Source organism: Xenorhabdus bovienii, from assembly GCF_024721015.1.
Taxonomy (GTDB): Bacteria; Pseudomonadota; Gammaproteobacteria; order Enterobacterales; family Enterobacteriaceae; genus Xenorhabdus; species Xenorhabdus bovienii.
This window is the reverse complement of record NZ_JANAIF010000030.1, coordinates 1-26,327: the sequence shown is the minus strand read 5'-3', so window position 1 is coordinate 26,327 and position 26,327 is coordinate 1. Positions and strand designations below refer to the sequence as shown.

Annotated in this window: 23 protein-coding genes; 17 read left to right on the top strand and 6 right to left on the bottom strand. The window is 46.9% G+C overall.

Features of this window, described 5'->3' with window-relative positions; all coding sequences use genetic code 11:
* The first annotated feature begins 12 nt into the window (after nt 1-12).
* The 13 genes from NXS07_RS09985 to lpxC all read left to right on the top strand — a co-directional run bounded on the left by NXS07_RS09985 (nt 13) and on the right by lpxC (nt 16,081).
* Complete coding sequence (locus NXS07_RS09985; protein WP_258086671.1) at nt 13-1,788, top strand: peptidoglycan glycosyltransferase FtsI; 1,776 nt, start codon at nt 13-15, stop codon at nt 1,786-1,788.
* Entirely contained in the window at nt 1,775-3,262 is a 1,488-nt protein-coding gene (gene murE, locus NXS07_RS09980) for a UDP-N-acetylmuramoyl-L-alanyl-D-glutamate--2,6-diaminopimelate ligase (RefSeq protein ID WP_038209084.1), read from the top strand. Before NXS07_RS09985 ends, murE begins: the two co-directional genes overlap by 14 nt.
* Entirely contained in the window at nt 3,259-4,641 is a 1,383-nt protein-coding gene (gene murF, locus NXS07_RS09975; protein ID WP_258086670.1) for a UDP-N-acetylmuramoyl-tripeptide--D-alanyl-D-alanine ligase, read from the top strand. Before murE ends, murF begins: the two co-directional genes overlap by 4 nt.
* Entirely contained in the window at nt 4,635-5,717 is a 1,083-nt protein-coding gene (gene mraY, locus NXS07_RS09970) for a phospho-N-acetylmuramoyl-pentapeptide-transferase (protein WP_012989819.1), read from the top strand. The genes murF and mraY overlap by 7 nt, the downstream gene beginning before the upstream one ends.
* 2 nt (nt 5,718-5,719) lie before the next feature.
* Nucleotides 5,720-7,030 carry a UDP-N-acetylmuramoyl-L-alanine--D-glutamate ligase gene (gene murD / locus NXS07_RS09965; protein ID WP_258086669.1) on the top strand — a complete coding sequence of 437 codons (1,311 nt, stop codon included), beginning with the start codon at nt 5,720-5,722 and terminating at the stop codon, nt 7,028-7,030.
* Nucleotides 7,030-8,223, top strand: coding sequence for a cell division protein FtsW (gene ftsW, locus NXS07_RS09960; RefSeq protein ID WP_012989817.1), 1,194 nt, complete (start codon nt 7,030-7,032; stop codon nt 8,221-8,223). The genes murD and ftsW overlap by 1 nt, the downstream gene beginning before the upstream one ends.
* Nucleotides 8,220-9,305: an undecaprenyldiphospho-muramoylpentapeptide beta-N-acetylglucosaminyltransferase gene (gene murG / locus NXS07_RS09955; protein ID WP_238125283.1), complete on the top strand. Its 1,086-nt coding sequence runs from the start codon at nt 8,220-8,222 to the stop codon at nt 9,303-9,305. The genes ftsW and murG overlap by 4 nt, the downstream gene beginning before the upstream one ends.
* A 36-nt stretch (nt 9,306-9,341) precedes the next feature.
* Entirely contained in the window at nt 9,342-10,817 is a 1,476-nt protein-coding gene (murC, locus tag NXS07_RS09950) for a UDP-N-acetylmuramate--L-alanine ligase (RefSeq protein WP_238125282.1), read from the top strand.
* Complete coding sequence (locus NXS07_RS09945) at nt 10,810-11,730, top strand: D-alanine--D-alanine ligase (protein WP_038222774.1); 921 nt, start codon at nt 10,810-10,812, stop codon at nt 11,728-11,730. Before murC ends, NXS07_RS09945 begins: the two co-directional genes overlap by 8 nt.
* A gap of 1 nt (nt 11,731) precedes the next feature.
* Nucleotides 11,732-12,556 (top strand): cell division protein FtsQ, encoded by an 825-nt coding sequence (ftsQ, locus tag NXS07_RS09940; protein ID WP_038209101.1) that lies wholly within the window; start codon nt 11,732-11,734, stop codon nt 12,554-12,556.
* Between the two features lie 22 nt (nt 12,557-12,578).
* Nucleotides 12,579-13,835 (top strand): cell division protein FtsA, encoded by a 1,257-nt coding sequence (gene ftsA, locus NXS07_RS09935; protein WP_038209103.1) that lies wholly within the window; start codon nt 12,579-12,581, stop codon nt 13,833-13,835.
* Between the two features lie 66 nt (nt 13,836-13,901).
* Nucleotides 13,902-15,065, top strand: coding sequence for a cell division protein FtsZ (gene ftsZ / locus NXS07_RS09930; protein ID WP_012989811.1), 1,164 nt, complete (start codon nt 13,902-13,904; stop codon nt 15,063-15,065).
* Nucleotides 15,066-15,163: 98 nt separating this feature from the next.
* The gene (lpxC, locus tag NXS07_RS09925) at nt 15,164-16,081 is read left to right on the top strand and encodes a UDP-3-O-acyl-N-acetylglucosamine deacetylase (RefSeq protein WP_012989810.1); all 918 of its coding nucleotides are present in this window, start codon (nt 15,164-15,166) and stop codon (nt 16,079-16,081) included.
* Nucleotides 16,082-16,172: 91 nt separating this feature from the next.
* On the opposite strand, the gene NXS07_RS09920 is transcribed toward lpxC, so the two are convergent.
* Entirely contained in the window at nt 16,173-16,709 is a 537-nt protein-coding gene (locus tag NXS07_RS09920) for a DUF721 domain-containing protein (protein WP_038196969.1), read from the bottom strand.
* Between the two features lie 37 nt (nt 16,710-16,746).
* Between NXS07_RS09920 and secM the strand changes: the two genes are divergently transcribed.
* Both secM and secA read left to right on the top strand, forming a co-directional pair.
* Nucleotides 16,747-17,283: a secA translation cis-regulator SecM gene (secM, locus tag NXS07_RS09915; protein WP_254851240.1), complete on the top strand. Its 537-nt coding sequence runs from the start codon at nt 16,747-16,749 to the stop codon at nt 17,281-17,283.
* A gap of 106 nt (nt 17,284-17,389) precedes the next feature.
* Nucleotides 17,390-20,098 carry a preprotein translocase subunit SecA gene (gene secA, locus NXS07_RS09910; RefSeq protein ID WP_258086668.1) on the top strand — a complete coding sequence of 903 codons (2,709 nt, stop codon included), beginning with the start codon at nt 17,390-17,392 and terminating at the stop codon, nt 20,096-20,098.
* 58 nt (nt 20,099-20,156) lie between these two features.
* Here secA and NXS07_RS09905 read toward each other — a convergent pair whose 3' ends face one another.
* A complete protein-coding gene (locus tag NXS07_RS09905) occupies nt 20,157-21,800 on the bottom strand; it encodes an ATP-binding cassette domain-containing protein (RefSeq protein ID WP_258086667.1) in 1,644 nt (547 codons plus the stop codon).
* A gap of 257 nt (nt 21,801-22,057) precedes the next feature.
* Here NXS07_RS09905 and mutT point away from each other — a divergent pair, with 257 nt between their 5' ends.
* Entirely contained in the window at nt 22,058-22,462 is a 405-nt protein-coding gene (gene mutT, locus NXS07_RS09900; protein WP_038191076.1) for an 8-oxo-dGTP diphosphatase MutT, read from the top strand.
* 56 nt (nt 22,463-22,518) lie between these two features.
* On the opposite strand, the gene yacG is transcribed toward mutT, so the two are convergent.
* From yacG to hofC, 4 genes are all read right to left on the bottom strand, one after another.
* Nucleotides 22,519-22,716: a DNA gyrase inhibitor YacG gene (gene yacG, locus NXS07_RS09895; RefSeq protein ID WP_012989804.1), complete on the bottom strand. Its 198-nt coding sequence runs from the start codon at nt 22,714-22,716 to the stop codon at nt 22,519-22,521.
* 33 nt (nt 22,717-22,749) lie between these two features.
* A complete protein-coding gene (zapD, locus tag NXS07_RS09890) occupies nt 22,750-23,508 on the bottom strand; it encodes a cell division protein ZapD (RefSeq protein WP_038209112.1) in 759 nt (252 codons plus the stop codon).
* Nucleotides 23,501-24,124 carry a dephospho-CoA kinase gene (gene coaE, locus NXS07_RS09885; protein WP_038209115.1) on the bottom strand — a complete coding sequence of 208 codons (624 nt, stop codon included), beginning with the start codon at nt 24,122-24,124 and terminating at the stop codon, nt 23,501-23,503. The genes zapD and coaE overlap by 8 nt, the downstream gene beginning before the upstream one ends.
* Nucleotides 24,125-24,257: 133 nt before the next feature.
* Complete coding sequence (hofC, locus tag NXS07_RS09880; RefSeq protein ID WP_258086677.1) at nt 24,258-25,241, bottom strand: protein transport protein HofC; 984 nt, start codon at nt 25,239-25,241, stop codon at nt 24,258-24,260.
* A gap of 256 nt (nt 25,242-25,497) precedes the next feature.
* Between hofC and NXS07_RS09875 the strand changes: the two genes are divergently transcribed.
* A complete protein-coding gene (locus tag NXS07_RS09875) occupies nt 25,498-26,244 on the top strand; it encodes a zinc ribbon domain-containing protein (RefSeq protein WP_258086666.1) in 747 nt (248 codons plus the stop codon).
* Nucleotides 26,245-26,327 lie beyond the last annotated feature (83 nt).

Sequence of the window (26,327 nt, the reverse complement as noted above, 5' to 3'; positions counted from 1 at the left end):
AAAAGGTAGGCGATGAAAGCTGCACGCTCTTTAAAGTTGAAAAAGCAAGAAGATAAAGCCAGTTTTGTAAGCTGGCGCTTTGCTTTGCTGTGTGGGGGCATTTCGTTTGCTTTGTTCGGGCTTTTGATTCGTGTTGCTTACTTACAGATTATCAATCCTGACCGTTTGCTAAAAGAAGGTGACTCCCGTTCCTTACGCGTCCAGTCCATCCCGACCACTCGCGGTATGATAACCGATCGGAATGGGCGCCCTTTGGCTGTCAGCGTACCAGTTGATGCAGTTTGGGCTGATCCCAAAGAAGTCTTTGAAAAAGGTGACATAACGGATGATACGCGCTGGCAAGCGTTGGCTGACACGCTCTCCATACCACTTAATCAACTGACCCGTAAAATTCAGGATTATCCACAGGGGCGTTTTGTCTATCTTGCCCGTCAGGTCAATACCTCCATTGGTGATTATGTCGAAAAATTAAGATTGCCTGGCATCTATTTGCGCCAAGAGTCCCGCCGTTATTATCCCGCAGGGCAAGTGACCGCGCACATTATTGGCGTGACCAATATTGACGACAAAGGCATTGAGGGAGTGGAAAAGAGCTTCGACAACTGGCTGACGGGTAAGCCGGGGAGCCGAATTGTCCGCAAGGATCGCAATGGACGGGTCATTGAAGATGTTTCGTTCACTGACAGTCAGGCTGCCCACAATCTGGCTCTCAGCATTGATGAGCGTCTCCAGACTTTGGTCTACCGTGAACTGACCAAGGCAGTGATACTTAATAAGGCTGAATCTGGTACGGCCATATTGATTGACGTAAAAACCGGCGAAGTTCTGGCGATGGCAAACAACCCATCCTATAACCCGAATAATCTGGCAGGAACGCCGCAAGATACGATGCGTAACCGTGCCATCACGGATATTTTTGAACCCGGTTCTACCGTAAAACCGCTAGTGGTGATGAGTGCGTTGAATCTTGGCATTGTTAAAGAAAATTCGGTGCTGGATACCAAACCTTATCGATTGTCGTATGGCGCACGTTCGCATCAAATCAAAGACGTTGCCCCGCGTGCTGAATTAACCATCACTGGGATTTTACAGAAGTCGAGTAACGTGGGTGTTTCTAAACTGGCGTTAGCGATGCCTGCCTCGGAGCTGGTAAATGTTTATTCCCGCTTTGGGATGGGAAAACCGACCAATTTGGGGCTGGTAGGAGAAAGTAGTGGCATATATCCAAAAAGAGAACGGTGGTCAGATCTTGAGAGGGCCACCTTTTCTTTCGGCTACGGGCTGATGGTAACACCGTTACAGTTAGCGCGAGTCTATGCAACGATAGGCAGCTTTGGTATCTATCGCCCGCTGTCAATTACCAAAGTAGACCCTCCTATACCGGGAACCCGCGTGTTTCCTGAACCCATTATGCGTACCGTTGTTCACATGATGGAGAGCGTGGCACTACCCGGCGGCGGCGGGGTGCGCGCCGCGATAAAAGGTTATCGTATCGCAATCAAAACGGGAACAGCGAAAAAGGTGGGGCCGGATGGAAAATACGTTAATAAATATATTTCCTATACCGCAGGGATTGCCCCTGCAAGTAATCCACGGTTTGCATTGGTTGTGATCATCAATGATCCACAAGCCGGTAAATATTATGGCGGTGCGGTTTCAGCGCCCATCTTTGGCACCATCATGAGTGGTGTTTTACGTACGATGAACGTTGAACCCGATGCACTGCCTGCGGATGATAAAAAAGAATTTGTGATTGATAATAAAGAGGATAAAAGTGGCAGATCGTAATTTACGCGATTTACTGGCTCCATGGGGTGTTGATACACCGGATCTTCCGCTGCGCGAAATGACATTAGACAGCCGTAAGGCGGCTGCCGGAGATCTGTTTGTTGCAGTTAAAGGGCACCAGACAGATGGCCGAAAATATATTCCTCAAGCCATCGCTCAAGGTGTTGCCGCGGTGATTGCAGAAGCGAAGGGAAAAACGGATAACGGCACCATTCAAGCAATGCACGGTGTTCCAGTTATTTATCTGGATGATCTCAATAATAAACTGTCAAAATTGGCAGGCGAATTTTACCAGCATCCGGGTAATAAACTGAAACTCGTCGGAGTCACTGGAACCAATGGCAAAACCACGACGACACAATTGCTGGCACAATGGAGTCAGGGTCTTGGGGAAATCAGTGCCGTAATGGGAACGGTAGGAAATGGCCTGCTGGGAATGATAGTTCCAAGTGAAAATACCACGGGTTCCGCCGTTGACATCCAGCTCGATTTACAGCAGCTCGTTAATCAAAAAGCCACTTTTGCCGCGATGGAAGTTTCTTCACACGGTCTAGTGCAGGGACGAGTGGCAGCCCTGCCATTTCAAGCCGCCGTTTTTACCAATTTAAGCCGTGATCATCTTGATTATCATGGTGATATGGAAAATTACGAAGAGGCCAAATGGTTGTTGTTCAGCAGCCATGATGTAAAACAGAAAATCATTAATGCCGATGATGACGTGGGGCAAAAATGGCTTGCCCGCTTACCAGAAGCGGTGGCCGTCACGATGAAAAACCGTCTGCCGGAAAATTGGTCAGGGCGCTGGTTATCCGCCAGTGACACCCACTATCACGACAAAGGTGCATCCATTACGTTTACCTCCTCTTGGGGGCAGGGAACTCTCCATAGTCCCCTGATGGGCGCGTTCAATGTCAGTAATCTGCTGCTGGCACTCGCTACCTTACTGTCACTGGAATATCCACTGCAAAAACTATTGGAAACCGCTTCCTGTCTGGAGCCTGTCTGTGGGCGCATGGAAGTTTTTGCTGCGCGAGGTCGTCCGACGGTCGTGGTGGATTATGCCCATACACCTGATGCTCTGGAAAAAGCCCTGTCTGCGGCACGATTGCACTGCAAAGGCCAACTTTGGTGTGTATTCGGCTGTGGTGGTGATCGCGATAAAGGTAAGCGTTCATTGATGGGCGGTATCGCCGAGCAGGGAGCTGATCGGGTGGTAGTGACTGATGACAATCCCCGCAGTGAAGAACCCCATTCTATTGTTGAAGATATTTTGACCGGTTTCATCGATCCGGGTCGGGCGATGGCGATTCACGGGCGTGTTGAGGCGGTGACCAGTGCCATTATGCAGGCTGCTGAAGAGGATGTCGTACTGGTGGCGGGTAAAGGCCATGAAGATTATCAATTGGTAGGCAATCGCCGTTTGGATTATTCAGATCGTCTGACTGTTGCGCGTCTGCTGGGGGTAATTGCATGATCCCGCTGACACTCAAGCAATTGACACGGCTGACAGGCGGCGTGCTATATCACATTTCCGAACAGCAGGCGGCTACTTGCCAAATCAATACTGTGGAAACTGATAGCCGCAAAATGGTGCGTGGAGGACTGTTCATTGCCTTAAAAGGGGAAAAGTTCGACGCTCATGATTTCGTGGCGGATGTCGCGAAACTGGGAGCCGGTGCTTTGTTGGTCAACAGCCGCCTTGAAATTGACTGCCCTCAGGTGGTAGTGGAAGACACTCGTTTGGCGATGGGCAAACTGGCGGCTTGGGTTCGCCAGCAAAGTAAAGCACGGATAGTGGCACTGACTGGCTCATCGGGCAAAACGTCGGTCAAAGAGATGACGGCGGCGATTCTGCGTCAACGCGGTCATACCCTTTATACCGCAGGCAACTTCAATAACGATATTGGCGTGCCATTGACACTGTTCAGGCTGACTGAAGAACACCAATTTGCCGTGATTGAGCTAGGTGCCAATCACATTGGCGAAATCGCCTATACCGCTGAAATGACCCGTCCTGAAAGTGCGCTGGTGAATAACCTGTTTGCCGCTCATCTGGAAGGCTTCGGCTCTTTGGCGGGGGTTACCAAGGCAAAAGGCGAAATTTTTGCGGGGCTTTCATCAGCAGGAACCGCCATCATCAATCTCGATAGCAATGATTGGGCGCATTGGCAGCAGGGGATCAGCGAACCGCAGACTGTATGGCGGTTTGCTGTTTCACCTGTGCCAGAAGCTGACTTTTACGCCACTGACATTCAGGAGCAACCGCTGGCAACGAGCTTCTGTCTGCATACACCGATTGGAAATATCGAAGTAACACTGCCACTGCCGGGGAAACACAATATTGCCAATGCATTGGCCGCCAGTGCGCTGGCGATCTCTGTGGGTGCTTCTCTCAGTGATATTCGTGCCGGATTATTAGAACTGAAGGCTGTTTCAGGACGCTTATTCCCGATTCAACTTGCAGAGGGAAAAATCGTGCTGGACGACACGTATAACGCCAATATCGGTTCCATGATTGCGGCCGCTGATACCTTGTCACAGATGCCCGGTTATCACGTGATGGTCGTCGGCGACATGGGGGAATTGGGAGATCAGACTGTTGAGTGTCACCGTCAGGTTGGTGAAGCCGTGGCATCGACAAAAATAGACAAAATAATGAGCGTCGGTGAGTTCAGTTCTCATATCAGTGAGACAAGCGGCCGGGGGCAGCATTTCGCAAACAAGGCGGAATTAGTTGCAGCGCTGTTTCCTTTACTGGAACAACACGAAATGATTTCCATATTAATTAAAGGTTCACGCAGTGCCGCAATGGAAGAGGTAGTGAACACACTGAAGGAGAACTTCCAATGTTAGTTTGGTTAGCTGATTACTTGGTTAAATATCACACAGTCTTTCACGTCTTCTCCTATCTGACGTTCAGGGCCATTGTCGGCTTACTGACTGCATTATTTATCGCATTGTGGGTGGGACCAACTTTAATCGGCTACCTGCAAAAATTGCAGATTGGTCAAGTTGTGCGTGACAACGGCCCAGAATCCCATTTCAGTAAGCGCGGTACACCGACAATGGGTGGGTTACTGATTCTATTCTCTATCACCATGTCCATATTACTGTGGACGCGTCTGGATAACCCTTATGTCTGGTGTGTGCTGGCCGTTCTGCTGGGTTACGGCGTGGTGGGATTTGTCGATGATTATCGCAAAGTTGTCCGTAAAGATACCAAAGGGCTGATTGCTCGCTGGAAATATTTCTGGCAGTCAGTCATAGCATTGGGTGTGGCGTTTGCCATGTACAGTATGGGTAAAGATACTGCCGCGACACAACTGATCGTGCCATTTTTCAAAGAAGTCATGCCACAACTGGGGCTGCTTTACATCCTGTTGGCGTATTTCGTGATTGTGGGAACCAGTAATGCCGTTAATCTGACCGATGGGCTTGATGGTCTGGCTATCATGCCAACTGTGTTCGTCGCAGCGGGTTTCGCCATCGTGGCATGGGCGATGAGTAACGTGAAGTTTGCCCTTTATTTGCACATCCCTCATTTAGTCCATGCGAGTGAGCTGGTGATTGTTTGTACCGCGATTGTTGGGGCTGGATTGGGCTTCCTGTGGTTCAACACCTATCCGGCGCAAGTTTTCATGGGTGATGTCGGTTCACTGGCTTTGGGCGGCGCGTTGGGAACTATTGCGGTTTTGCTGCGTCAGGAATTCCTGCTGATTATCATGGGCGGGGTATTTGTCGTAGAAACACTATCCGTCATTTTGCAGGTGGGATCGTTCAAGCTTCGGGGGCAGCGTATTTTCCGCATGGCTCCGATTCACCATCACTATGAATTGAAAGGCTGGCCGGAGCCACGCGTTATTGTGCGGTTCTGGATTATTTCCCTGGTGCTGGTACTGATTGGTCTGGCAACGTTGAAGGTACGTTAATCATGGCTGAATATTTGGGTAAAAAAGTCGTTATTGTTGGATTGGGGCTGACGGGCCTCTCCTGCGTTGACTTTTTCATAGCACATGGTGTGACTCCGCGTGTGATGGATACCCGCCTAGTGCCACCGGGCAGCGATAAGCTGCCTGATGACGTTGAGTGTCACAGGGGTAGCCTGAATACACAATGGTTGATGGACGCAGATTTAATCGTTGCCAGTCCGGGTATCGCACTGGCAACACCTGAGTTACAGGCAGCGGCCGACGCCGACATTGAAATTGTCGGTGATATTGAATTGTTTTGCCGTGAGGCGACAGCACCGATTGTCGCCATTACGGGTTCAAATGGTAAAAGCACCGTCACGACTCTTGTCGGGGAGATGGCAAAAGAAGCCGGATGGCAGGTTGGTGTGGGAGGAAATATTGGTGTTCCTGCTCTGGAACTGCTGAAACAGCCTTGCCAGTTGTATGTATTGGAACTTTCCAGCTTTCAGCTTGAAACTACTTACAGTCTGAAAGCTGCCGCAGCGACTGTTTTGAATGTCACTGAAGACCATATGGTTCGTTATCCGGACGGGTTGTCGCAGTATCGTGCAGCAAAACTGCGTATCTATGATCAGGCAAAAGTGTGCGTGGTGAATGAACAGGATGCATTGACATTGCCGGAAGCAGGTAAAGATAGCCGCTGTATCAGTTTTGGTGTGGATAGTGGTGTTTATCAGCTTGAGAGTGGACGTCAACAACTGGTGGTTAACCATCAATCTTTATTGGAAACCCGTCAGATTCGGTTGACAGGGCAACATAACTACATCAACGGCCTGGCAGCATTGGCGTTGGCTGATGCCGTAGGTATCCCTCGCGAAGCCAGTCTTCAGGCATTGCAGACTTATCCGGGGTTGGCACACCGTTTTCAAGTCGTGCATATGAGAAATGGCGTTCGTTGGGTAAATGATTCCAAGGCAACAAACGTCGGCAGTACCCAGGCAGCACTCAGTGGACTGACATTGGAAGGTACGCTCTATCTTTTACTCGGCGGGGATGGAAAAGCTGCTGACTTTACTCCACTGCAACCTTATGTATCGGGAAATAACATTCGCCTTTATTGTTTTGGTTGTGATGGAAATCAGCTGGCGCAATTGCGTCCTGAAATTTCCACGTTGACAGAAACGATGGAACAGGCAATGAGAGAAATTGCACCGAAGCTGATGACTGGCGACATGGTGCTGCTGTCACCCGCTTGTGCGAGCTTTGACCAGTTCAATGGTTTTGAACATCGCGGCCATGAATTTGCCCGTTTGGCAGAGGAGTTAGGCTAATGACTATTCCAGGCCTCGGTAAATTTAAAAATTGGCTGACGGGGAACGTGGAGACCGATGCCACGGATATCGTCATGTATGATCGTACCCTGGTCTGGATGATATTGGGATTGGCTGTGATAGGTTTTGTGATGGTGACATCGGCCTCAATGCCAGTGGGTCAGCGTCTCGCACAAGATCCGTTTATTTTTGCGCAGCGTGATGCAATTTACTTGGTGCTGGCGTTTATATTATCACTCATCACCTTGCGCATCCCAATGGAGTTTTGGCAGCGTTACAGCAACATTATATTGCTGGGCACGATCATCATGCTTGTTGTGGTGCTGCTGGTTGGCAGCTCTGTCAATGGTGCATCTCGCTGGGTGGCGATTGGCCCATTGCGTATTCAGCCAGCGGAATTATCGAAGTTGTCACTTTTCTGTTACCTATCGAGCTACCTGGTGAGAAAAGTAGAGGAAGTGAGAAACAACTTTTGGGGTTTCTGCAAGCCTATGGGCGTAATGATTGCGCTGGCTATTCTGCTATTGGCGCAGCCCGATTTGGGAACCGTTATTGTTTTGTTTGTGACAACGCTGGCACTGTTGTTTCTGGCCGGTGCCAAATTGTGGCAGTTCCTTGCCATCATTGGCTGTGGAATATTTGCCGTCTGCGTGTTGATTGTCGCTGAACCTTATCGTATGCGTCGAGTAACCTCTTTCCTTAATCCGTGGGATGATCCCTTCGGCAGCGGTTACCAGTTAACACAATCGCTAATGGCATTTGGTCGTGGGGACTTTTTCGGGCAGGGGTTAGGAAATTCAATCCAGAAAATGGAATACCTGCCCGAAGCGCATACTGACTTTATTTTCTCCATTCTGGCCGAAGAATTAGGTTATTTGGGTGTGGTTTTAGTGTTGTCAATGGTATTCTTCGTCGCCTTTCGCGCAATGATGATTGGTCGCCGAGCATTACAGCTTAATCAGCGCTTTGCTGGTTTTTTGGCTTGTGCAATCGGCATCTGGTTCAGCTTTCAGGCATTCATCAATGTCGGTGCAGCGTCAGGTATGTTGCCAACGAAAGGTTTGACATTACCTCTTGTGAGTTACGGTGGTTCGAGTTTGATCGTGATGTCAACGGCTATCGTCTTATTATTGCGAATTGATTATGAAGTGCGTCTGGCAAAAGCACAGGCGTTTGTAAGGAGCCCCAAATGAGCGGCAGAAACCGGCGTTTAATGGTAATGGCAGGCGGTACGGGAGGCCATGTTTTCCCGGGGCTGGCGGTTGCCCAACATTTAAAAGAACAAGGCTGGGAAATTCGCTGGTTGGGAACCGCTGATCGTATGGAAGCAGATTTGGTTCCTAAACAGGGTATTGATATTGAATTTATCCAAATTTCAGGATTGCGTGGCAAAGGAATAAAAGCACTCTTTGCGGCTCCTGTCAGAATTTTTAAGGCGATCCGGCAGGCAAAAACGATCATGCGCCGCTATCAGCCGGACGTTGTTCTGGGTATGGGCGGCTATGTCTCAGGGCCTGGCGGAATTGCTGCATGGCTGTGTGGCATTCCGGTTGTTCTGCATGAACAGAATGGTATTGCCGGATTGACCAACCGCTGGCTGGCCAAAATTGCGAAAACGGTCTTGCAGGCATTTCCCGGCGCATTTTCTGATGCACCTGTTGTCGGCAATCCTGTGCGTGAAGATGTACTGGCGCTGCCAGTGCCTGCACAGCGTCTGGCAGGAAGAGAAGGATCTATCCGTGTACTGGTCGTTGGAGGTAGTCAGGGTGCAAGAATTCTGAATCAAATCATGCCAGAAGTGGCTGACCGTATGGGTGATCACATCACTGTATGGCATCAGGCAGGAAAAGGCGCGCAGGAAGAAACACACAAAAAATATGAAAATTCAGCTAAATCTGAATTTAAAGTGACTGAATTTATTGATGATATGGCGCAGGCTTATGCGTGGGCTGATATCGTGGTGTGTCGTTCGGGTGCATTGACGGTCAGCGAAGTTTCTGCGGCAGGATTACCTGCGATCTTTGTGCCATTTCAACATAAAGATCGCCAGCAATATTGGAATGCTTTGCCGCTGGAAAAAGCGGGGGCGGCAAAAATACTTGAACAGCCTCAATTTACGGCCGAGGCCGTAGTGGATCTGCTCACGCAGTGGCAGCGTCCACAATTGTTGGAAATGGCAGAAAAGGCGCGTTCAGTTGCCATCGTCAATGCAACTGAGCGTGTGGCAGCAGCGTTGATCGATGCTGTTAAAAATCATTCAGGCCGTTCCAAGTAGAACGGCGACGTAAACATAACTAGTGAAGATTAAAACGTGAATACACAACAGTTGGCGAAATTAAGAGTTTCCGTGCCTGAAATGAGAAAAGTCAGGCATATCCACTTTGTCGGCATTGGTGGTGCTGGCATGGGTGGGATCGCCGAGGTGTTGGCTAATGAAGGTTATCAGATAAGTGGTTCTGATTTGGCACCCAATCCCGTCACACAACAGCTGATTGCACTGGGTGCAACCATTTATTTCAATCACCGTTCGGAAAACGTACGAGATGCCAGTGTGGTCGTTGCATCCACGGCAATCTCTGCGGACAACCCAGAAATTATTGCTGCCCGTGAAGCACGTATTCCGGTTATTCGCCGGGCGGAAATGCTGGCAGAGCTGATGCGTTATCGGCATGGCATCGCTATCGCGGGAACGCATGGAAAAACGACGACGACAGCGATGATTGCTGGCATTTATGCTCAGGCTGGCCTTGACCCTACATTCGTCAATGGGGGGCTGGTTAAGGCCGCAGGCACACATGCCCGTCTTGGAACCAGCCGTTACCTGATTGCTGAAGCGGATGAAAGCGATGCTTCTTTCCTGCACTTGCAGCCTATGATGGCGGTTGTCACCAATATTGAAGCTGACCACATGGATACCTATCAGGGGGATTTCGAAAATCTGAAACAGACATTCGTTAATTTCCTGCATAACTTGCCGTTTTATGGTCGTGCCGTGATGTGCATTGATGATCCTGTCGTGAAAGAGTTAATTCCCCGCATTGGGCGTTATATCACGACCTATGGTTTCAGCGAAGAAGCAGACATCCGCATTACGCATTACGAGCAGAAGGGAGCTCAGGGTTTTTTCACCATCAGCCGTGATGACTTGCCAGAACTGCATGTTGTATTGAATGCACCGGGGCGTCATAACGCGCTGAATGCGACGGCCGCTGTCGCTGTAGCGACAGAAGAAGGGATCAATGATGCTGCTATTCTGGCTTCACTGGCTGAATTTCAGGGAACGGGGCGCCGCTTTGATTTTCTGGGTGAATTCTCCCTCAAACATATTAATGGCAAAGAAGGTAGCGTGATGCTGGTGGATGATTATGGTCATCATCCAACCGAAGTCGATGCCACGATTAAGGCTGCGAGGGCGGGTTGGCCAGATAAGCGTATTGTGATGCTGTTCCAGCCGCATCGCTATACGAGAACTCGTGATTTATATGATGATTTTGCCAATATTCTGAGTCAGGTGGATGTTCTGTTGATGCTGGATGTGTATTCGGCAGGTGAAACCCCAATTCCGGGTGCTGATAGCCGCTCTTTGTGCCGTACCATTCGTAATCGTGGGAAATTGGACCCGATTTTTGTGTCAGATCCAGAGCAAATTTCAGCCATGCTGTCACAGGTAATGGAAAACAATGATTTAGTGTTGATTCAGGGTGCCGGTAATATCGGTAAAATAGCGCGCAATCTGGCTGAAACAAAATTACAGCCGTCTTTTAATGAGGGAGAGCATCATGGTTGAGAAGGTCGCTGTTCTATTGGGCGGAACATCCGCTGAGCGGGAAGTTTCACTGCAATCAGGACAATCTGTTGTGGCTGGGCTGAAAGAAGCAGGCATTAATGCGTATTCAGTCGATACAAAAGACTTTGATGTGACTAAACTCAAAGGAGAAGGGTTCAGCAAAGCCTTCATCGCTCTGCATGGGCGTGGTGGTGAAGATGGTACGCTGCAAGGGGTATTGGAGTTTTTGCAGATCCCTTATACCGGCAGTGGTGTTATGGCATCAGCTTTGTCAATGGACAAATTGCGTACAAAACAGTTATGGCAGGGAGCAAAGTTGCCGGTTTCTCCGTATGCCGTAATTAATGCTCAAAAATTTGAACAAGTTAATGATTTTCAACTCCAAGAATATGTTCGAGAATTAGAGCTTCCATTAATGGTGAAGCCGAATCTGGAAGGCTCCAGTGTTGGCATGACTAAAGTGAATGATTATTCCGAACTGCGCGGGGCATTGGAACTGGCGTTCCAGTACGACACGGATGTGCTGGTTGAAAAATGGTTGTTTGGTCCTGAATATACCGTGGCATTCTTGGGCGATGAGATTTTACCCTCTATCCGTATCCAAGCGCCGGAAGTGTTTTATGATTACGATGCGAAATATCTTTCCAATGAAACGAAATATTTCTGCCCAAGTGGCTTGAGCGCGGAAAAAGAACAGGAACTGGCAGAGATTGCATCAAGAGCGTATAAGGCGCTGGGGTGCAGTGGCTGGGGTCGGGTTGATATCATGGATGATGGCAATGGTAATTTCTATCTGCTGGAAGTGAATACATCTCCAGGTATGACCAGCCATAGTCTAGTACCGATGGCCGCACGTCAGTCCGGACTCAGTTTTTCACAACTCGTGGTGAAAATTCTGGAGTTGGCCGATTGATATGTCACAGGCAGCCCGGAATACCCGGGAGCGAGAAAGTGAAACGCAAAGCTCCCGCCCCAGTAATGGCTATCATCTAGCAGGGATTGTTTTCTTCCTGATGGTGATTGGCACCATCGTATGGGGAGGCTGGATGACATTGGACTGGATGAAGGATTCAAACAGATTAGCGCTCTCAAAACTGGTGTTGACTGGTGAACGCCATTACACCACGAATGATGATGTCAGGCGAGCAATAATGGCATTTGGCGCGATCGGGACATTTATGACACAGGATGTCAATATTATTCAGGGGCAGATAGAACGGCTACCGTGGATTCGGCAAGTCACTGTGCGTAAACAATGGCCTGATGAACTAAAAATTCATCTGGTAGAATACGTGCCTTATGTGCGTTGGAATGATACGCACATGCTGGATGTAGAAGGAAATGTATTTAGTTTGCCGATAGAGCGTAGTGTCAAAAGGCATTACGCCATGCTTTCTGGCCCTGAAGGTAAAGAGAAAGAGGTATTGGCAGAATATAACAAAGTAGCGCCCTTGTTTACTGAACATAAAATGAAATTGAAAACGGTGATCATGACGGAGCGTAATGCTTGGCAATTAATTCTGGATAACGACATTCGGCTGGAACTGGGAAATAAAAATGATGTGAAGCGGATTAAACGTTTTATTGAACTTTATCCTGTGTTGCAGAAAAACACGGAGAAACGCGTGGCTTATGTAGACTTACGTTATGACAGCGGCGCTGCGGTAGGTTGGGCTCCTTTATTAATTGATGCGCCGGTTTCAATCAACGGGCAGAAAAATAACAGTGACTGGCAATAATACAGAGACAGGCAGAATAACAATGATCAAATCAACGGACAGAAAATTGGTAGTTGGCCTTGAAATCGGGACAGCAAAGGTATCTGCCCTGGTTGGTGAAATTCTGCCCGATGGTATGGTTAATATTATCGGAGTGGGAAGTTGTCCATCCCGCGGTATGGATAAAGGTGGTGTCAACGACCTTGAATCGGTCGTTAAATGCGTACAGCGTGCGATTGATCAGGCTGAATTAATGGCGGACTGCCAGATATCTTCAGTTTATCTGGGACTTTCCGGTAAGCATATCAGTTGCCAGAACGAAATTGGCATGGTGCCGATTTCGGAAGAAGAAGTGACACAGGACGATGTGGACAGTGTTGTCCACACGGCCAAATCGGTTCGTGTTCGTGATGAACACCGTATTTTGCATGTGATCCCACAGGAATACGCTATCGATTATCAGGAAGGGATCAAAAATCCGGTCGGGCTTTCTGGCGTGCGTATGCAGGCAAAAGTCCACTTGATTACCTGCCATAACGACATGGCAAAAAATATTGTAAAAGCTGTTGAACGTTGTGGACTGAAAGTTGATCAACTTATTTTTGCGGGTCTGGCGGCAAGTTATGCTGTTCTGACCGAGGATGAACGTGAATTGGGCGTTTGTGTCGTTGATATCGGCGGCGGCACAATGGATATCGCTGTATACACTGGCGGCGCATTGCGCCATACCAAGGTGATCCCTTATGCAGGAAATGTCGTCACCAGTGATATCGCCTATGCGTTTGGAACGCCTCCAAGTGATGCTGAAACCATCAAGGTTCGGCACGGTTGCGCATTGGGTTCGATAGTCAGCAAGGATGAAAGTGTAGAGGTTCCAAGCGTGGGAGGACGTCCTCCCCGTAGCCTGCAACGCCAGACGCTGGCTGAGGTGATCGAACCTCGTTATACCGAACTGCTGAATTTAGTGAATGATGAAATTCTGCGATTGCAGGAACAATTACGTCAGCAGGGAGTAAAACACCATCTGGCAGCAGGGATTGTCTTGACCGGGGGAGGAGCTCAAATAGATGGCGTGGCTGAATGTGCTCAGCGGGTATTCCATACCCAAGTACGTATTGGCCGTCCCCTGAACATTACTGGTCTGACGGATTATGTGCAGGAGCCTTGCTACTCAACGGCAGTCGGGCTTCTGCATTACGGCAAAGAATCTCACCTTGGTGGCGATTCTGATGCCGATAAAAGAACGTCAGTGAGCGGCTGGTTCAAAAAAGTCAGCAGCTGGCTGAGAAAAGAATTTTGATTTTTTATACAGAGGCCGCGACAATGACGCCGGCCTCGACATAAAGGCACAAAACGGAGAGAAATTATGTTTGAACCACTGGAATTAACCAACGACGCGGTGATTAAAGTCATCGGCGTCGGCGGCGGCGGCGGTAATGCTGTTGAGCACATGGTGCGTGAACGTATTGAAGGTGTAGACTTCTTTGCGATTAACACCGATGCTCAGGCGCTGCGCAAAACAGCTGTCGGTCAGACTATCCAGATTGGCAACGGCATTACAAAAGGATTGGGCGCTGGTGCAAACCCTGAAGTCGGCCGTACTGCGGCAGAAGAAGATCGCGAAGCATTGCGTACTGCCCTGGAAGGTGCCGACATGGTATTCATCGCTGCCGGCATGGGCGGTGGTACGGGAACTGGCGCAGCCCCCGTTGTGGCTGAAATTGCCAAAGAGCTTGGTATTCTGACCGTTGCTGTCGTTACCAAGCCATTCAATTTCGAAGGCAAGAAGCGAATGGCCTTCGCGGAACAGGGGATCACTGAACTGTCCAAACATGTGGACTCACTGATCACTATTCCAAATGACAAATTATTGAAAGTGCTGGGTCGCGGCATTTCCCTGCTGGATGCATTCGGTGCAGCCAATGACGTCCTAAAAGGGGCGGTTCAAGGTATCGCTGAACTGATTACTCGCCCAGGACTGATGAACGTTGACTTCGCTGACGTTCGTACCGTGATGTCTGAAATGGGATACGCCATGATGGGATCAGGTATTTCACAAGGTGAAGACCGTGCAGAAGAAGCGGCTGAAATGGCTATTTCCAGCCCGTTACTGGAAGATATTGATCTTTCTGGTGCACGTGGCGTACTGGTTAACATTACTGCTGGCTTTGATTTGCGTCTGGATGAGTTTGAAACGGTGGGTAACACAATTCGTGCATTTGCCTCTGACAATGCGACGGTGGTTATCGGTACGTCACTGGATCCAGACATGAACGATGAGCTGCGTGTAACGGTTGTGGCAACGGGTATTGGGATGGACAAGCGTCCTGAAATTACGCTGGTGACCAACAACAAAGTATCTCAGTCAAATACACTGGATCGCCGTTACCCGCAGATGTCTGGTGGAATCCCGTCATTGTCTGAAGAGAAAAAAACCGCTGCAAAAGTGGTCAATGATCAAAATGCGCAGACAAGCAAAGAGCCTGATTATCTAGATATTCCAGCGTTTTTGCGCAAACAGGCTGATTAATAGCTAAAAGATAGGATTCTCCGCTTTTTGTGCTAAACTGTCCTGCCAATTATGTTTTATAGTAATTGGCAGGATGGGTAACATTGCGAGATATAATGATGATCAAACAAAGGACATTAAAACGGACTGTTCAAGCGACCGGCGTTGGTTTGCACACCGGTAAAAAAGTCACGCTGACAATGCGTCCAGCGCCGGCTAATACCGGGGTCATCTATCGTCGTACTGATTTGAATCCACCGGTAGATTTTCCGGCGAATGCTAAATCCGTGCGTGATACCATGCTCTGTACTTGTCTGGTAAATGAACACAATGTGCGAATTTCAACCGTTGAGCACTTGAACGCGGCGTTGGCAGGTCTGGGTATCGATAACATTGTTATTGACGTCGATGCACCAGAAATCCCGATTATGGATGGTAGTGCCAGCCCGTTCGTTTTTCTGCTGTTAGATGCAGGCATTGAAGAGCTGAATGTCGCGAAGAAATTCGTACGCATGAAAGACGCAGTTCGCGTAGAAGATGGTGATAAATGGGCTGAATTAGCGCCATATCACGGTTTTAGTCTGGACTTTACCATTGACTTCAACCATCCGGCTATTGATTCCAGCTCACAACGTTATAGTTTGGATTTCTCTGCGGATTCGTTTGTCCGCCAGATTAGCCGTGCACGTACTTTTGGATTTATGCGCGATATTGAGTACCTGCAATCCCAAGGCCTGTGCCTCGGTGGCAGTTTCGATTGCGCCATTGTGGTAGATGACTACCGCGTACTCAATGAAGATGGTCTGCGTTTTGAAGATGAGTTCGTCCGTCATAAAATGCTGGATGCCATCGGTGATCTGTTCATGTGCGGCTATAACATCATTGGCGCGTTTACTGCGTTCAAATCAGGCCATGCATTGAATAACAAGCTGCTGCAAGCAGTCTTGGCGCATGAAAGTGCTTGGGAATTTGTCACGTTTGAAGATGAAGCTGAAATGCCGCTGGCTTTCCGTGCTCCATCGACAGTGATGGCATAGTAGCCAAAAAGTGTACTGAGAACATTCCTGTGATGAATCAATGAGTTATGTTATCTATCACGCTTTTTTCGCTGATGTTTTTTATTCAGCGCTAGCGCTTCTTTTTGGCTGTACTGGTACCCTCTCCGGCCAGCGCAGCCAATCTCTCTAATTTCCTTTTCAATTTCTCAGGGCTGCGTTCAGCCAATACCATTAATGTTTCTGCGCTTTCATGGCTCAATTGGCGCTTTGGTAAATTCTGATTATCATTATTAGGTGCTGTTGTTGACGATCTTGCGAAGTCTTGCGCATTATTACTACGTTTGACCATTAATGATGGATTAATCCTGATGTCGATAGAGGATAAAGATGGTAGAATTTCGCTTCTCAGTGTCGAAAGCAAAACGGGCACTTCATAGCGAAGTCTGGTCATCCAACTGGCATTTCCTGCTTCCAGTACCAGAATATGTTTGCGATAATTGGCGACCCTGCACCATGGATGCAGTTGTGCGGGCAATAAACTGAGAATGGCACGGTTGAGTTTCAAAAGTGCAATAGCATGTTGTTGAATGATTTGAAGAGGGCTTTTACCGACAGCTGCCTCGTCTTCAAACAGCGTATCCAGTGATTGTGGTCGGCTATCTCGCATAATAAAGGCAGTTCCAGTATTTATTAATGAAGGGTGAATGAGTATTTTAAATCTTTGGCGACAATTTGGTAGGCGTTATTTTTGGTCTCACCTTTTACTGGGCATGGTCGCCACAGGAATTGGTGTTCCTGCTGTTTTAGCTGGAACGACAGAAAGCCTTCCCCATAGTAATACTTCTTCCAGCCAAAGGAACCAAAATCAGGCATTTTCCTCGTTCGATCACTTATTTCAATTACAAAGTGTCCAGCGTCAACCTTCGAATCACTTGAATTACTGGCAGCAACATGCTGTTCGCAACGTTATTCGTCGGCTTTCTTTTGCTTTTTCTATTACTGGCTCTATTCAACACGAAGTAGCAAAAGAAAGCATTCGAGTTTCTTCTCCATGCATGCAACAGCTTATGCTGGATACGTTGCATGCTATGCTGATACAAGCACCGTCACAATTTGAATCCATCCTTGATATTGAAATTACGGCGACTATTCTTCCTGATTCCCACACACCGGCACTCTGGGTAGCTAAAACTCAGGGAATTCGCGCGGGGCCAACAGCTAACCATTTATCTTTGCTTTAACTCGCCTGTCTTACTTTTTGTTTTTTGATGAGACAGTTTTGCTTGGACAGTCTAGAAGACACAATTGGTTGGCCGCAACTTTGGCCTTATCTGAGATGTATTAATTATGCTGATTAAATTACTCACTAAGATTTTTGGTAGCCGTAATGACCGTACCTTACGCCGTTTGCGTAAATCGGTTGAGATTATCAACCGTATGGAGCCTGATCTTGAGAAGCTCTCCGATGAAGAACTAAAAGCAAAAACAGAACAATTCCGTGCACGCCTGAAAGCAGGTGAATCACTGGAGAAAATTTTGCCTGAAGCCTTTGCTACCGTACGCGAAGCCAGTAAGCGTGTATTTGGCATGCGTCACTTTGATGTGCAGTTGCTGGGTGGGATGGTACTGAACGAACGCTGTATTGCGGAGATGCGTACAGGTGAAGGTAAAACTCTGACGGCAACACTGCCAGCTTACCTCAATGCCTTGAGTGGACGTGGTGTCCATGTCGTGACCGTGAACGACTATCTGGCACAGCGTGACGCTGAAAACAACCGGCCGTTGTTTGAATACCTCGGTCTGACCGTCGGTATTAACCTGCCAAACATGCCAGCCCCTGCAAAACGCGAAGCCTATGCCGCAGATATTACTTACGGCACCAACAATGAATACGGTTTCGACTACCTGCGAGACAACATGGCGTTTAGCCCAGAAGAGCGAGTGCAACGCAAACTGCACTATGCGCTGGTGGATGAGGTGGATTCGATCCTGATCGATGAAGCCCGTACCCCATTGATTATTTCTGGACCAGCGGAAGACAGTTCTGAACTTTACATCAAAGTGGACAAACTGATTCCTAAACTGATCCGCCAAGAAAAAGAGGATTCAGAGGCATTCCAGGGAGAAGGTCACTTCTCGGTTGATGAAAAAACACGTCAGGTTAACCTCACTGAGCGTGGTCTGGTTCTGGTTGAAGAACTGCTGGTTGGTGCCAAATTGATGGATGAAGGCGAATCACTGTATTCACCGACCAACATCATGCTGATGCACCATGTAACAGCAGCGCTGCGTGCCCACGTTTTGTTTACTCGCGATGTAGATTACATCGTCAAAGATGGTGAAGTCATCATTGTCGATGAGCACACCGGGCGTACCATGCAGGGACGTCGCTGGTCTGATGGGTTGCATCAGGCAGTTGAGGCGAAAGAAGGTGTTAAAATTCAGAATGAAAACCAGACACTGGCCTCTATTACATTCCAGAACTACTTCCGGATATATGAAAAACTGGCGGGTATGACGGGAACCGCCGATACAGAAGCCTTTGAATTCAGTTCTATTTATAAACTGGATACTATCGTTGTTCCGACAAACCGCCCGATGATCCGTAAAGATTTGCCGGATCTGGTCTACATGACCGAAGCGGAAAAAATCGATGCGATCATTGAAGACATTAAAGAGCGCACCAATAATGGTCAGCCTATACTGGTAGGGACAATTTCGATTGAGAAATCGGAAGTCATTGCCAAAGCATTAACCAAAGCAGGCATTGAACATAACGTCCTGAATGCCAAATTCCATGCAATGGAAGCGGATATTATCGCACAGGCCGGACAGGCTGGCACGGTTACTATCGCGACTAACATGGCTGGACGTGGTACGGATATTGTGTTGGGCGGAAGCTGGCAGTCTGAAATCGCCAAACTGGAAGAACCAACCCAAGAGAAAATCGAGCAAATCAAAGCTGCATGGCAAGAACGTCATGATGAAGTACTTGCAGCGGGCGGTTTGCATATCATTGGTACAGAGCGTCATGAATCACGCCGTATCGATAACCAGTTACGTGGCCGTGCGGGACGTCAGGGGGATGCAGGTTCTTCGCGCTTCTATCTCTCAATGGAAGACTCCTTGATGCGTATTTTTGCTTCCGATCGTGTCACTGGCATGATGCGTAAACTTGGCATGCAGCCGGGTGAAGCGATTGAACACCCATGGGTCACCAAAGCGATTGCCAATGCCCAGCGTAAGGTAGAAAGCCGTAACTTCGATATTCGTAAGCAACTGCTGGAATATGATGATGTTGCTAACGATCAGCGCCGTGCGATTTATGCCCAACGCAACGATCTGCTTGATGTGAGTGATGTCAGCGAAACCATTGCCAGCATTCGTGAAGATGTCTTCAAGGTAACTATTGATGCCTATATTCCGCCACAATCTCTGGAAGAAATGTGGGATATAGAAGGTTTGCATGAACGTCTGGTAAACGACTTTGATCTGGATATGCCGATCAAAGAGTGGCTGGACAAAGAACCTGAATTGCACGAAGAAACGCTGCGCGAACGTATTCTTGAAAAGGCGATTGAAGTTTACAAACAGAAAGAAGAAATCGTCAGTACAGAAATGATGCGTAACTTTGAAAAAGGCATCATGTTGCAAACCTTGGATACGCTGTGGAAAGAGCACTTGGCTGCGATGGACTACCTGCGCCAAGGTATTCACCTGCGTGGCTATGCACAGAAAGATCCAAAGCAGGAATATAAACGCGAATCTTTCGCTATGTTTGCTAATATGCTGGAATCGCTGAAATATGAAGTGATTAGCACATTGAGTAAAGTTCAGGTCAGAATACCGGAAGAAGTGGAAGCGCTTGAACATCAGCGCCGTGAAGAAGCGGAGCGTTTGGCAAGGAAACAGCATTTGAGCCATGAAGTTGAGCAAGGCGCTTTGATGTCAGAAACAGAAGCACAGATGGCGAGTGGCGCACGTAAAGTGGGACGCAACGATCCTTGCCCATGTGGCTCAGGCAAAAAATTTAAGCATTGCCACGGCAGTTTATAATAAAAACCAGTAATAAAGAGCCAGCGATTCATTGTCGTTGGCTGATTGGATCAAACCCTCAAAATTCATCTCTCAGAGAATGATTTGAGGGTTTTTTATGAAGAGAATCCTCGCCGCCACCCAATAGTAATTCCTGCATATTGCCAATATTTGCAATAAACTGAGCATCGTGGGAAATCAGCACCATCGCACCAGTATAACCATGCAGCGCTTTCTGGAGTAATTCGCGTGATTCAATGTCCAAATGATTGTCAGGTTCATCCAGCAGCAGCAGGGCGGGAGCATAAGGCCCACAAAACAAGCAGGCAAGAGCGACCTTGAGTTGCTCTCCTCCACTCAGATAGCCTACCGGTTTCAAGACTTCTTCACCACGAATGCGCAGTTGTGCCAGCCGGGTACGATAGCGATCTTCAGGCCAACCGGGTGACTGTAACTGAAAGTTATGCAGCGCGGATTGGTTCTTATCAAGAAATGAAAAGTGTTGATCCATCAGACGGAAGGAAGGTGTTATTCGGCAAGTGCCTTGTTTGGCAGGAAATAAACCTGCCATTACTTTTAGCAAGGTAGATTTTCCGCTGCCATTTTTTCCCGTGATAGCGAGGCGATCCCTATGATTCATCGTTAAACTGATGGAAGAGCTTGAGCCGAAAGGCAAAATGACATTTTGCAGATAAAGTAACGGAGCAGTAGCTGCTTGCGGCGCAGCAACCACGATTGACTGAGGAGCGATAATTTCCAGTTTTGTTCTGGCATCTGTGGCCAGAGAAGCGCTTCTCTGTAATCGTTCCTCATGTTGCTTAGCCTGTCGTGACAGCGTGGCTTCTGAGCGCCCTAATTCCCGATCAAGAATGATTTTACTTTGATTGGCATTTTCCCGTCGTTGTTTACCTTGGCTTTGTCTTTTACTGGCTTTTTCTCGATCTTTTTGCTTATCAAGCAAGGCTTGTTTGAGGTTTTTACGAGTCTGATCAACCTCGCGCTGTACACCTAACCGTAGCTGTTCCTTACTTTCTAACCACGTTTCCCATCCACCTGTGCTGCGGCATAGCCCTAACCCACTGAGTTCGTAGACAACTGACACATGTTGTAATAATTGTGGGTCATGAGTAATCAGTAAAATACCGCCACTGAAAGTTGTCAGCCATTGAGCCAACCAGAGACGCCCTTGTCGATCAAGGTGATTGCTGGGTTCATCCAAAATCATAAACTCCGCTCCCTGATGTTTTAGTGCCAGCAGTCTGAGACGAGTCTGTTCTCCACCACTGAGAGAACTAAAAGGCTGGTTTAATACTTCAGAGCGCAATTCTCCTTCTGCCAGTAGGGATTCAACTTGAAATTGCCAATCCCAATGATTTTCCATGACATCAAAATCTGTCATATCACCGACGCCCGCTAGAATGCGTTCATTGGCCTTCATGATCTCAGTTAGTCCTAACATCTCAGCCGCATTACCTGAAAAGGATGTTAGACCTTGTGACAAATAGCCAACATCGCAGAAATGGTTCACACTGCCTTCTGTCGGTGGTATTTGCCGAGCCAATATTGATGCTAGCCAAGATTTACCAATACCGTTACGACCTACCAAAGCGTGTTGTTCCGCGTTCAAAACCATATCAATACCAGAAAACAGAGGAATGATTTCACCAGAAAATTGATAGGCGATTTGCTTTGCTTCGATCAATGGTTGACCTTCATAATGCATGAATGATGCTTCCTTGATTTTTAAAGTATGGTTTTATGCTTTCTAAGTTGGATTTTATTTGTCGGCTAATCTCAGATACCGTTTACCAGAATGTGTCCACATAATAGGCTTTTATTCGGGTGAAGCTTGGCAAAAAGTGATAAGACGTGATTACGGCTCTCGTGAGATTAATCCTGTTTCTTTCTCATATGACTGTTTATTATAGTCTGCAAGAAATAATCACATTGATTAAATAATCAACTGCAAGAAAAATTATTATGGAAAAAAAACATCTGCATATTGCGGCCGGCATCATTAAAAATACCAATGATGAGATTTTTATCACCCAGCGTCATGCTGACTCACATATGGGCGGCTTTTGGGAATTTCCGGGAGGAAAACTTGAACAGGGAGAAATTCCGGAGCAGGCACTCATTCGGGAATTGAAGGAAGAAGTGGGGATCACGGTAACCCATTGTGAATTGGTGGAAACCATCACTCATGAATTTTCTGACAGAAACATCACACTCTATTTTTACCTTGTGGATCAATGGAAAAATGAGCCATTTGGTAAAGAGGGGCAACCTTCCCGTTGGGTTTTGCAAACCGAATTGATCGCTGATGAGTTTCCGCCGGCAAACCGCAGCATAGTGGCTTTGCTGAACAAAAGCGGATCTCATTAAAAAAAACAAATAATTAACGGTAGCGCCGAATACAATCGGCGCTACTTTGATGGTTATTACCGATCTGGTTCTTCGCTCCAGCTATCGTTTTCTGAACTGTCGTCCTGGCTGGCGATTTTCTTTTCTTCACTGGCCCATTCGCCTAAGTCGATTAGTTGGCAACGTTTACTGCAAAATGGGCGATATGGGTTGATTTCTCCCCATATTACCGTTTTAGCGCAAGTCGGGCATGCGACGGTTAATACTTCAGACATCTTTATTTTCTCCTGCTTGATTTGAAGGCTATGTTAACAGCAGGCTAATTCAAAAGACAAATGTGCAGGTACAACACCGTGCTCGCTATCCATCGGCAGAAAGCGGATGGCAAAACGGGTTTTGTGGCCGGATATTTGCGGATAGACCAGCGCATCCAGTACGACATCTAACTTTAATCTCAATAAGTCAGATTCATCAGCATTTCCCTGATAGAAACCGTTATGGCTGATTTTTGGGGAAAATATGGCAGATTGGCGTATTAGCCCCAGGATGCTTTCCAGTGCTTGCTGTAATGGACGCAGGCCGTCCAGCCAAGAGTTGACGGTTTTATCTCTGACAGACTGTGGTAAATGCAGCCACAGGTGTAAAGTGGGCAAGTCAAAACTGCAACATCCTCCCGGGATGCTAAGCCGTTGACGCACGATGCTGATGATACGATCTTCTTTAATGTGCTGGCTGAGACGTGGAGCCTTATTCAAGGCGATGCTCCGTTCCTTGAGTTGCTCTATCAGTATGTGGATCATTGCCGTGTCAACGTCGGGCGAACCGAGCCATTGCTTTAGTTTTGCCTGTTGGCGATCCAGCTCTTTCAATAATTCAGAGCGAACTTCACCGCGTTCCAGTATTTCGATTAATTCGGCAATCGTGCGGAAAAACGCGAGGCAACTCGCCGATGAATCTAGATGCCGCTGTTTTTCCAGTTGTTGCAGTGAAGAATCAATCCTCAACCATGAACGCATTTTTTCATTAAGTGGGTGTTCAAAGATAATAGTGGAGGTTGCATCACTCATTACGATTTTCCTGTCTGACTGATTCTGCTTGTTTCAAATACTGTTGGTGTAATTCGACCACACGGGAGATGATATCCTGCTCATTGTGATGGTTGAATATGACATCGTCCGCTTTTTCCAGCCTTTCATGACGGTTGGCCTGCGCAGCCAGAATGTTCTCGACTTGCTCACGACTCACTCCGTCACGTGTCATTGTTCGGCTGATCTGTACTTCAGGGGGAACATCAACAACTAAAATACGATCTGCCAAATGCATTAAATTATTTTCAATTAACAGAGGAACGACCCAAATGGCATAAGGGGCAGTGACTTGGCTTAGTTGCTGTTGGGTTTCTGTGTGTATCAACGGGTGGAGAAGTGCATTGATCCACTGTTTTTCTGTTGGAACTGCAAAAATTTTTTGGCGCAGAAGGACGCGATTTAGACTGCCATCCGGCAGCAATATGTCAGCACCAAAGTGCTCTGCGATTGTCTGCAATGCGGGGGAGCCCGGAGCAACAACTTCTCTGGCGATAATATCTGCATCAATAAGTGGGACACCAAGGGATGAAAATACATTAGAGATAGTCGTTTTACCGCTACCAATTCCACCTGTGAGTGCAATAATATAACTCATTCTATCCCTTAAAATATTTCTGATAGCATATTTAAATTGTAACTCAAGGGAGTCAGATGGGCTATAAACAAACGGGTATAATTCCTGCTTTTACGATCCCCGAAGAGAGGTAGTGGAACATGTAAATGAACTGTTACGTTAGTATTGTACCTAACTGAAAAACAGGCAGGTACATAGCCAGCAATAATAAACCAACAATCACTGCCATTATCAGCATTAGTACGGGCTCAAGTAATTGAACTAGACTATCAGCAAGGCTGATTGATTGTTCTTGATACCATGCCGCTAGATTCCCCAAAAATAATTCTAATTCTCCTGATTCTTCACCTATCATGACAAACTGCTGACATAATGGTGGAAAGTACATTTCTTTTTTTAAAGCATCACTCATGGGTATGCCTTGCTGAATTTGCCTGTACAGATTTTTTACCCCTGCCATGAATACAGGGTGGTGAGTCGCGTTCAGAGCACATTCCAGCCCTGTCGTCAGTGTTAGACCTGCTTTTTGTGTCATAAACAGAATATGAAATATCTGGTTGGTTTGTTGATAAATCGTGAGTTGCTTAAAAAGAGGGAGTTTCAGAAGGAACATCTTTTCCCTTGTTTGCAGTGTGGGAAATTGATGGCGCAGCCATAGGTAGCTGATTATCAATAGAGAGGTTATTGCCAAAAGCAATACACCGTGATTAATCAGGAAATCAGAGGCTGATAAAACCCACTGCGTTAAGAGAGGCAGTGAGGCATCAAACGAAGAATAAACTTGCTTGAATTCCGGTAGAACAAAAATCAGCATCAGTAAAATGACAAGAATAGTTACAAAGGCTACGATTAAGGGATAACGGTAAGCTTTCTGGATTTTTTTACGTAATATATTTTGTTGTTCCAATCGGTTAATAATCAATTGACAGCAGGTTTCAAGTTGGCCGGTTTCTTCGCCTACCGCGATAAGCTGGCGGAACAGGGGCGAAAATAACCGGGGATAGTGTCCCAGTGTCGTGGAAAATGACTCACCTTGGCTGATTCTTTGAATAATATCCGTTAATACACATCGCCAAAGCATTTGTTTGCATTCCTGCAATAAGAGAGTAAGCCCCTTTAATAGGGTCTTATTTCTGATGTTATGTATTGATTTAAAATGGAAATTTTAATCATGCATCCACATCATATCCACTTTATAACCAAACCTTTAGCAAAAGCCCTTCGATTTTCGAGGGGCTTTCTCATTTATCATTATCAAACGATCAGACAGGTTTCACATCTATACGGTGCCATCCTTGACCAATGGATATCATCTGTAATATTTGTCCATATTTATTGAATAAGTTAATTCCATTAGTAATGATAACAAAACGAAAGTAGAAGGGAGTTATTCTATGAAGTTAGTGAAATGCAAACAATGCAAGGAAGAAGTTTCAGCAAAAGAAAAAATATGCCCTCACTGTGGAGTAAAAGATCCCGGCATAAAAACACAGGATGTTATAGGAGGCTTCATTGTCTTTATTATCATCTGTGCAGTCATATATTATTTTGTCAGTGGAGATAAGAAAGTCCCTTCCACAGGAGAAATTACCGTTAAAGCCGAGGTCAAAGAAACATCTAAGCCATTCAAATACGCAGATATGACGCTGAAAGAGTATCGGAATGAAGCTAAACATGAGAGAGAAAAAATTGTCTCAAACTATAAATCATATAAAAACCTTTATATAACAAATGCTGAAGTAAACAATTTCTATAATTGCCTAAGCGAGATGTCGTATACAAAATCAGATGAGTTAAAATTAGGTGAAGTTTTGGAATGGTGTTATGCAGATTACAGTAAGAACCCATCTTCCTTCGCAAAATACATTAACTTTGATAATTACAAGTCTAAGTTTAGTTCATGGGATGGCTCATACCGTCCACTGACAAAAATCATCAAAGAAAATATGCATGATGAATCTACCTATAAACATCACGATACAACGACGCGGCGGGTACGGTCATCAGATAACAAGCTCTACGCAATAATCAAAACAACATTCAGTGGGACTAATCTTTACGGGGCAATGGTCAAGCAATCTCTCACTGCCAAAGTAGATATTAAAACGGGGGAAATTATAGAGTTAGTGCCTGAACACTAATCCGCCTAAGAATAAGCCCCAGTTTTCTATCTGGGGCTTATTCGTTTTCAATCAGAATCCAAAACCAATTTGTTCATCACCGT

Excerpts from the sequence above, each read along its gene's own strand:
- NXS07_RS09985 (WP_258086671.1), top strand. The coding sequence starts at position 13 with ATGAAAGCTGCACGCTCTTTAAAGTTGAAAAAGCAAGAAGATAAAGCC.
- murF (WP_258086670.1), top strand. The coding sequence starts at position 3,259 with ATGATCCCGCTGACACTCAAGCAATTGACACGGCTGACAGGCGGCGTG.
- mraY (WP_012989819.1), top strand. The coding sequence starts at position 4,635 with ATGTTAGTTTGGTTAGCTGATTACTTGGTTAAATATCACACAGTCTTT.
- murD (WP_258086669.1), top strand. The coding sequence starts at position 5,720 with ATGGCTGAATATTTGGGTAAAAAAGTCGTTATTGTTGGATTGGGGCTG.
- ftsW (WP_012989817.1), top strand. The coding sequence starts at position 7,030 with ATGACTATTCCAGGCCTCGGTAAATTTAAAAATTGGCTGACGGGGAAC.
- murG (WP_238125283.1), top strand. The coding sequence starts at position 8,220 with ATGAGCGGCAGAAACCGGCGTTTAATGGTAATGGCAGGCGGTACGGGA.
- NXS07_RS09945 (WP_038222774.1), top strand. The coding sequence starts at position 10,810 with ATGGTTGAGAAGGTCGCTGTTCTATTGGGCGGAACATCCGCTGAGCGG.
- ftsQ (WP_038209101.1), top strand. The coding sequence starts at position 11,732 with ATGTCACAGGCAGCCCGGAATACCCGGGAGCGAGAAAGTGAAACGCAA.
- ftsA (WP_038209103.1), top strand. The coding sequence starts at position 12,579 with ATGATCAAATCAACGGACAGAAAATTGGTAGTTGGCCTTGAAATCGGG.
- ftsZ (WP_012989811.1), top strand. The coding sequence starts at position 13,902 with ATGTTTGAACCACTGGAATTAACCAACGACGCGGTGATTAAAGTCATC.
- lpxC (WP_012989810.1), top strand. The coding sequence starts at position 15,164 with ATGATCAAACAAAGGACATTAAAACGGACTGTTCAAGCGACCGGCGTT.
- NXS07_RS09920 (WP_038196969.1), bottom strand. The coding sequence starts at position 16,709 with ATGCGAGATAGCCGACCACAATCACTGGATACGCTGTTTGAAGACGAG.
- secM (WP_254851240.1), top strand. The coding sequence starts at position 16,747 with ATGAGTATTTTAAATCTTTGGCGACAATTTGGTAGGCGTTATTTTTGG.
- secA (WP_258086668.1), top strand. The coding sequence starts at position 17,390 with ATGCTGATTAAATTACTCACTAAGATTTTTGGTAGCCGTAATGACCGT.
- NXS07_RS09905 (WP_258086667.1), bottom strand. The coding sequence starts at position 21,800 with ATGCATTATGAAGGTCAACCATTGATCGAAGCAAAGCAAATCGCCTAT.
- mutT (WP_038191076.1), top strand. The coding sequence starts at position 22,058 with ATGGAAAAAAAACATCTGCATATTGCGGCCGGCATCATTAAAAATACC.
- yacG (WP_012989804.1), bottom strand. The coding sequence starts at position 22,716 with ATGTCTGAAGTATTAACCGTCGCATGCCCGACTTGCGCTAAAACGGTA.
- zapD (WP_038209112.1), bottom strand. The coding sequence starts at position 23,508 with ATGAGTGATGCAACCTCCACTATTATCTTTGAACACCCACTTAATGAA.
- coaE (WP_038209115.1), bottom strand. The coding sequence starts at position 24,124 with ATGAGTTATATTATTGCACTCACAGGTGGAATTGGTAGCGGTAAAACG.
- NXS07_RS09875 (WP_258086666.1), top strand. The coding sequence starts at position 25,498 with ATGAAGTTAGTGAAATGCAAACAATGCAAGGAAGAAGTTTCAGCAAAA.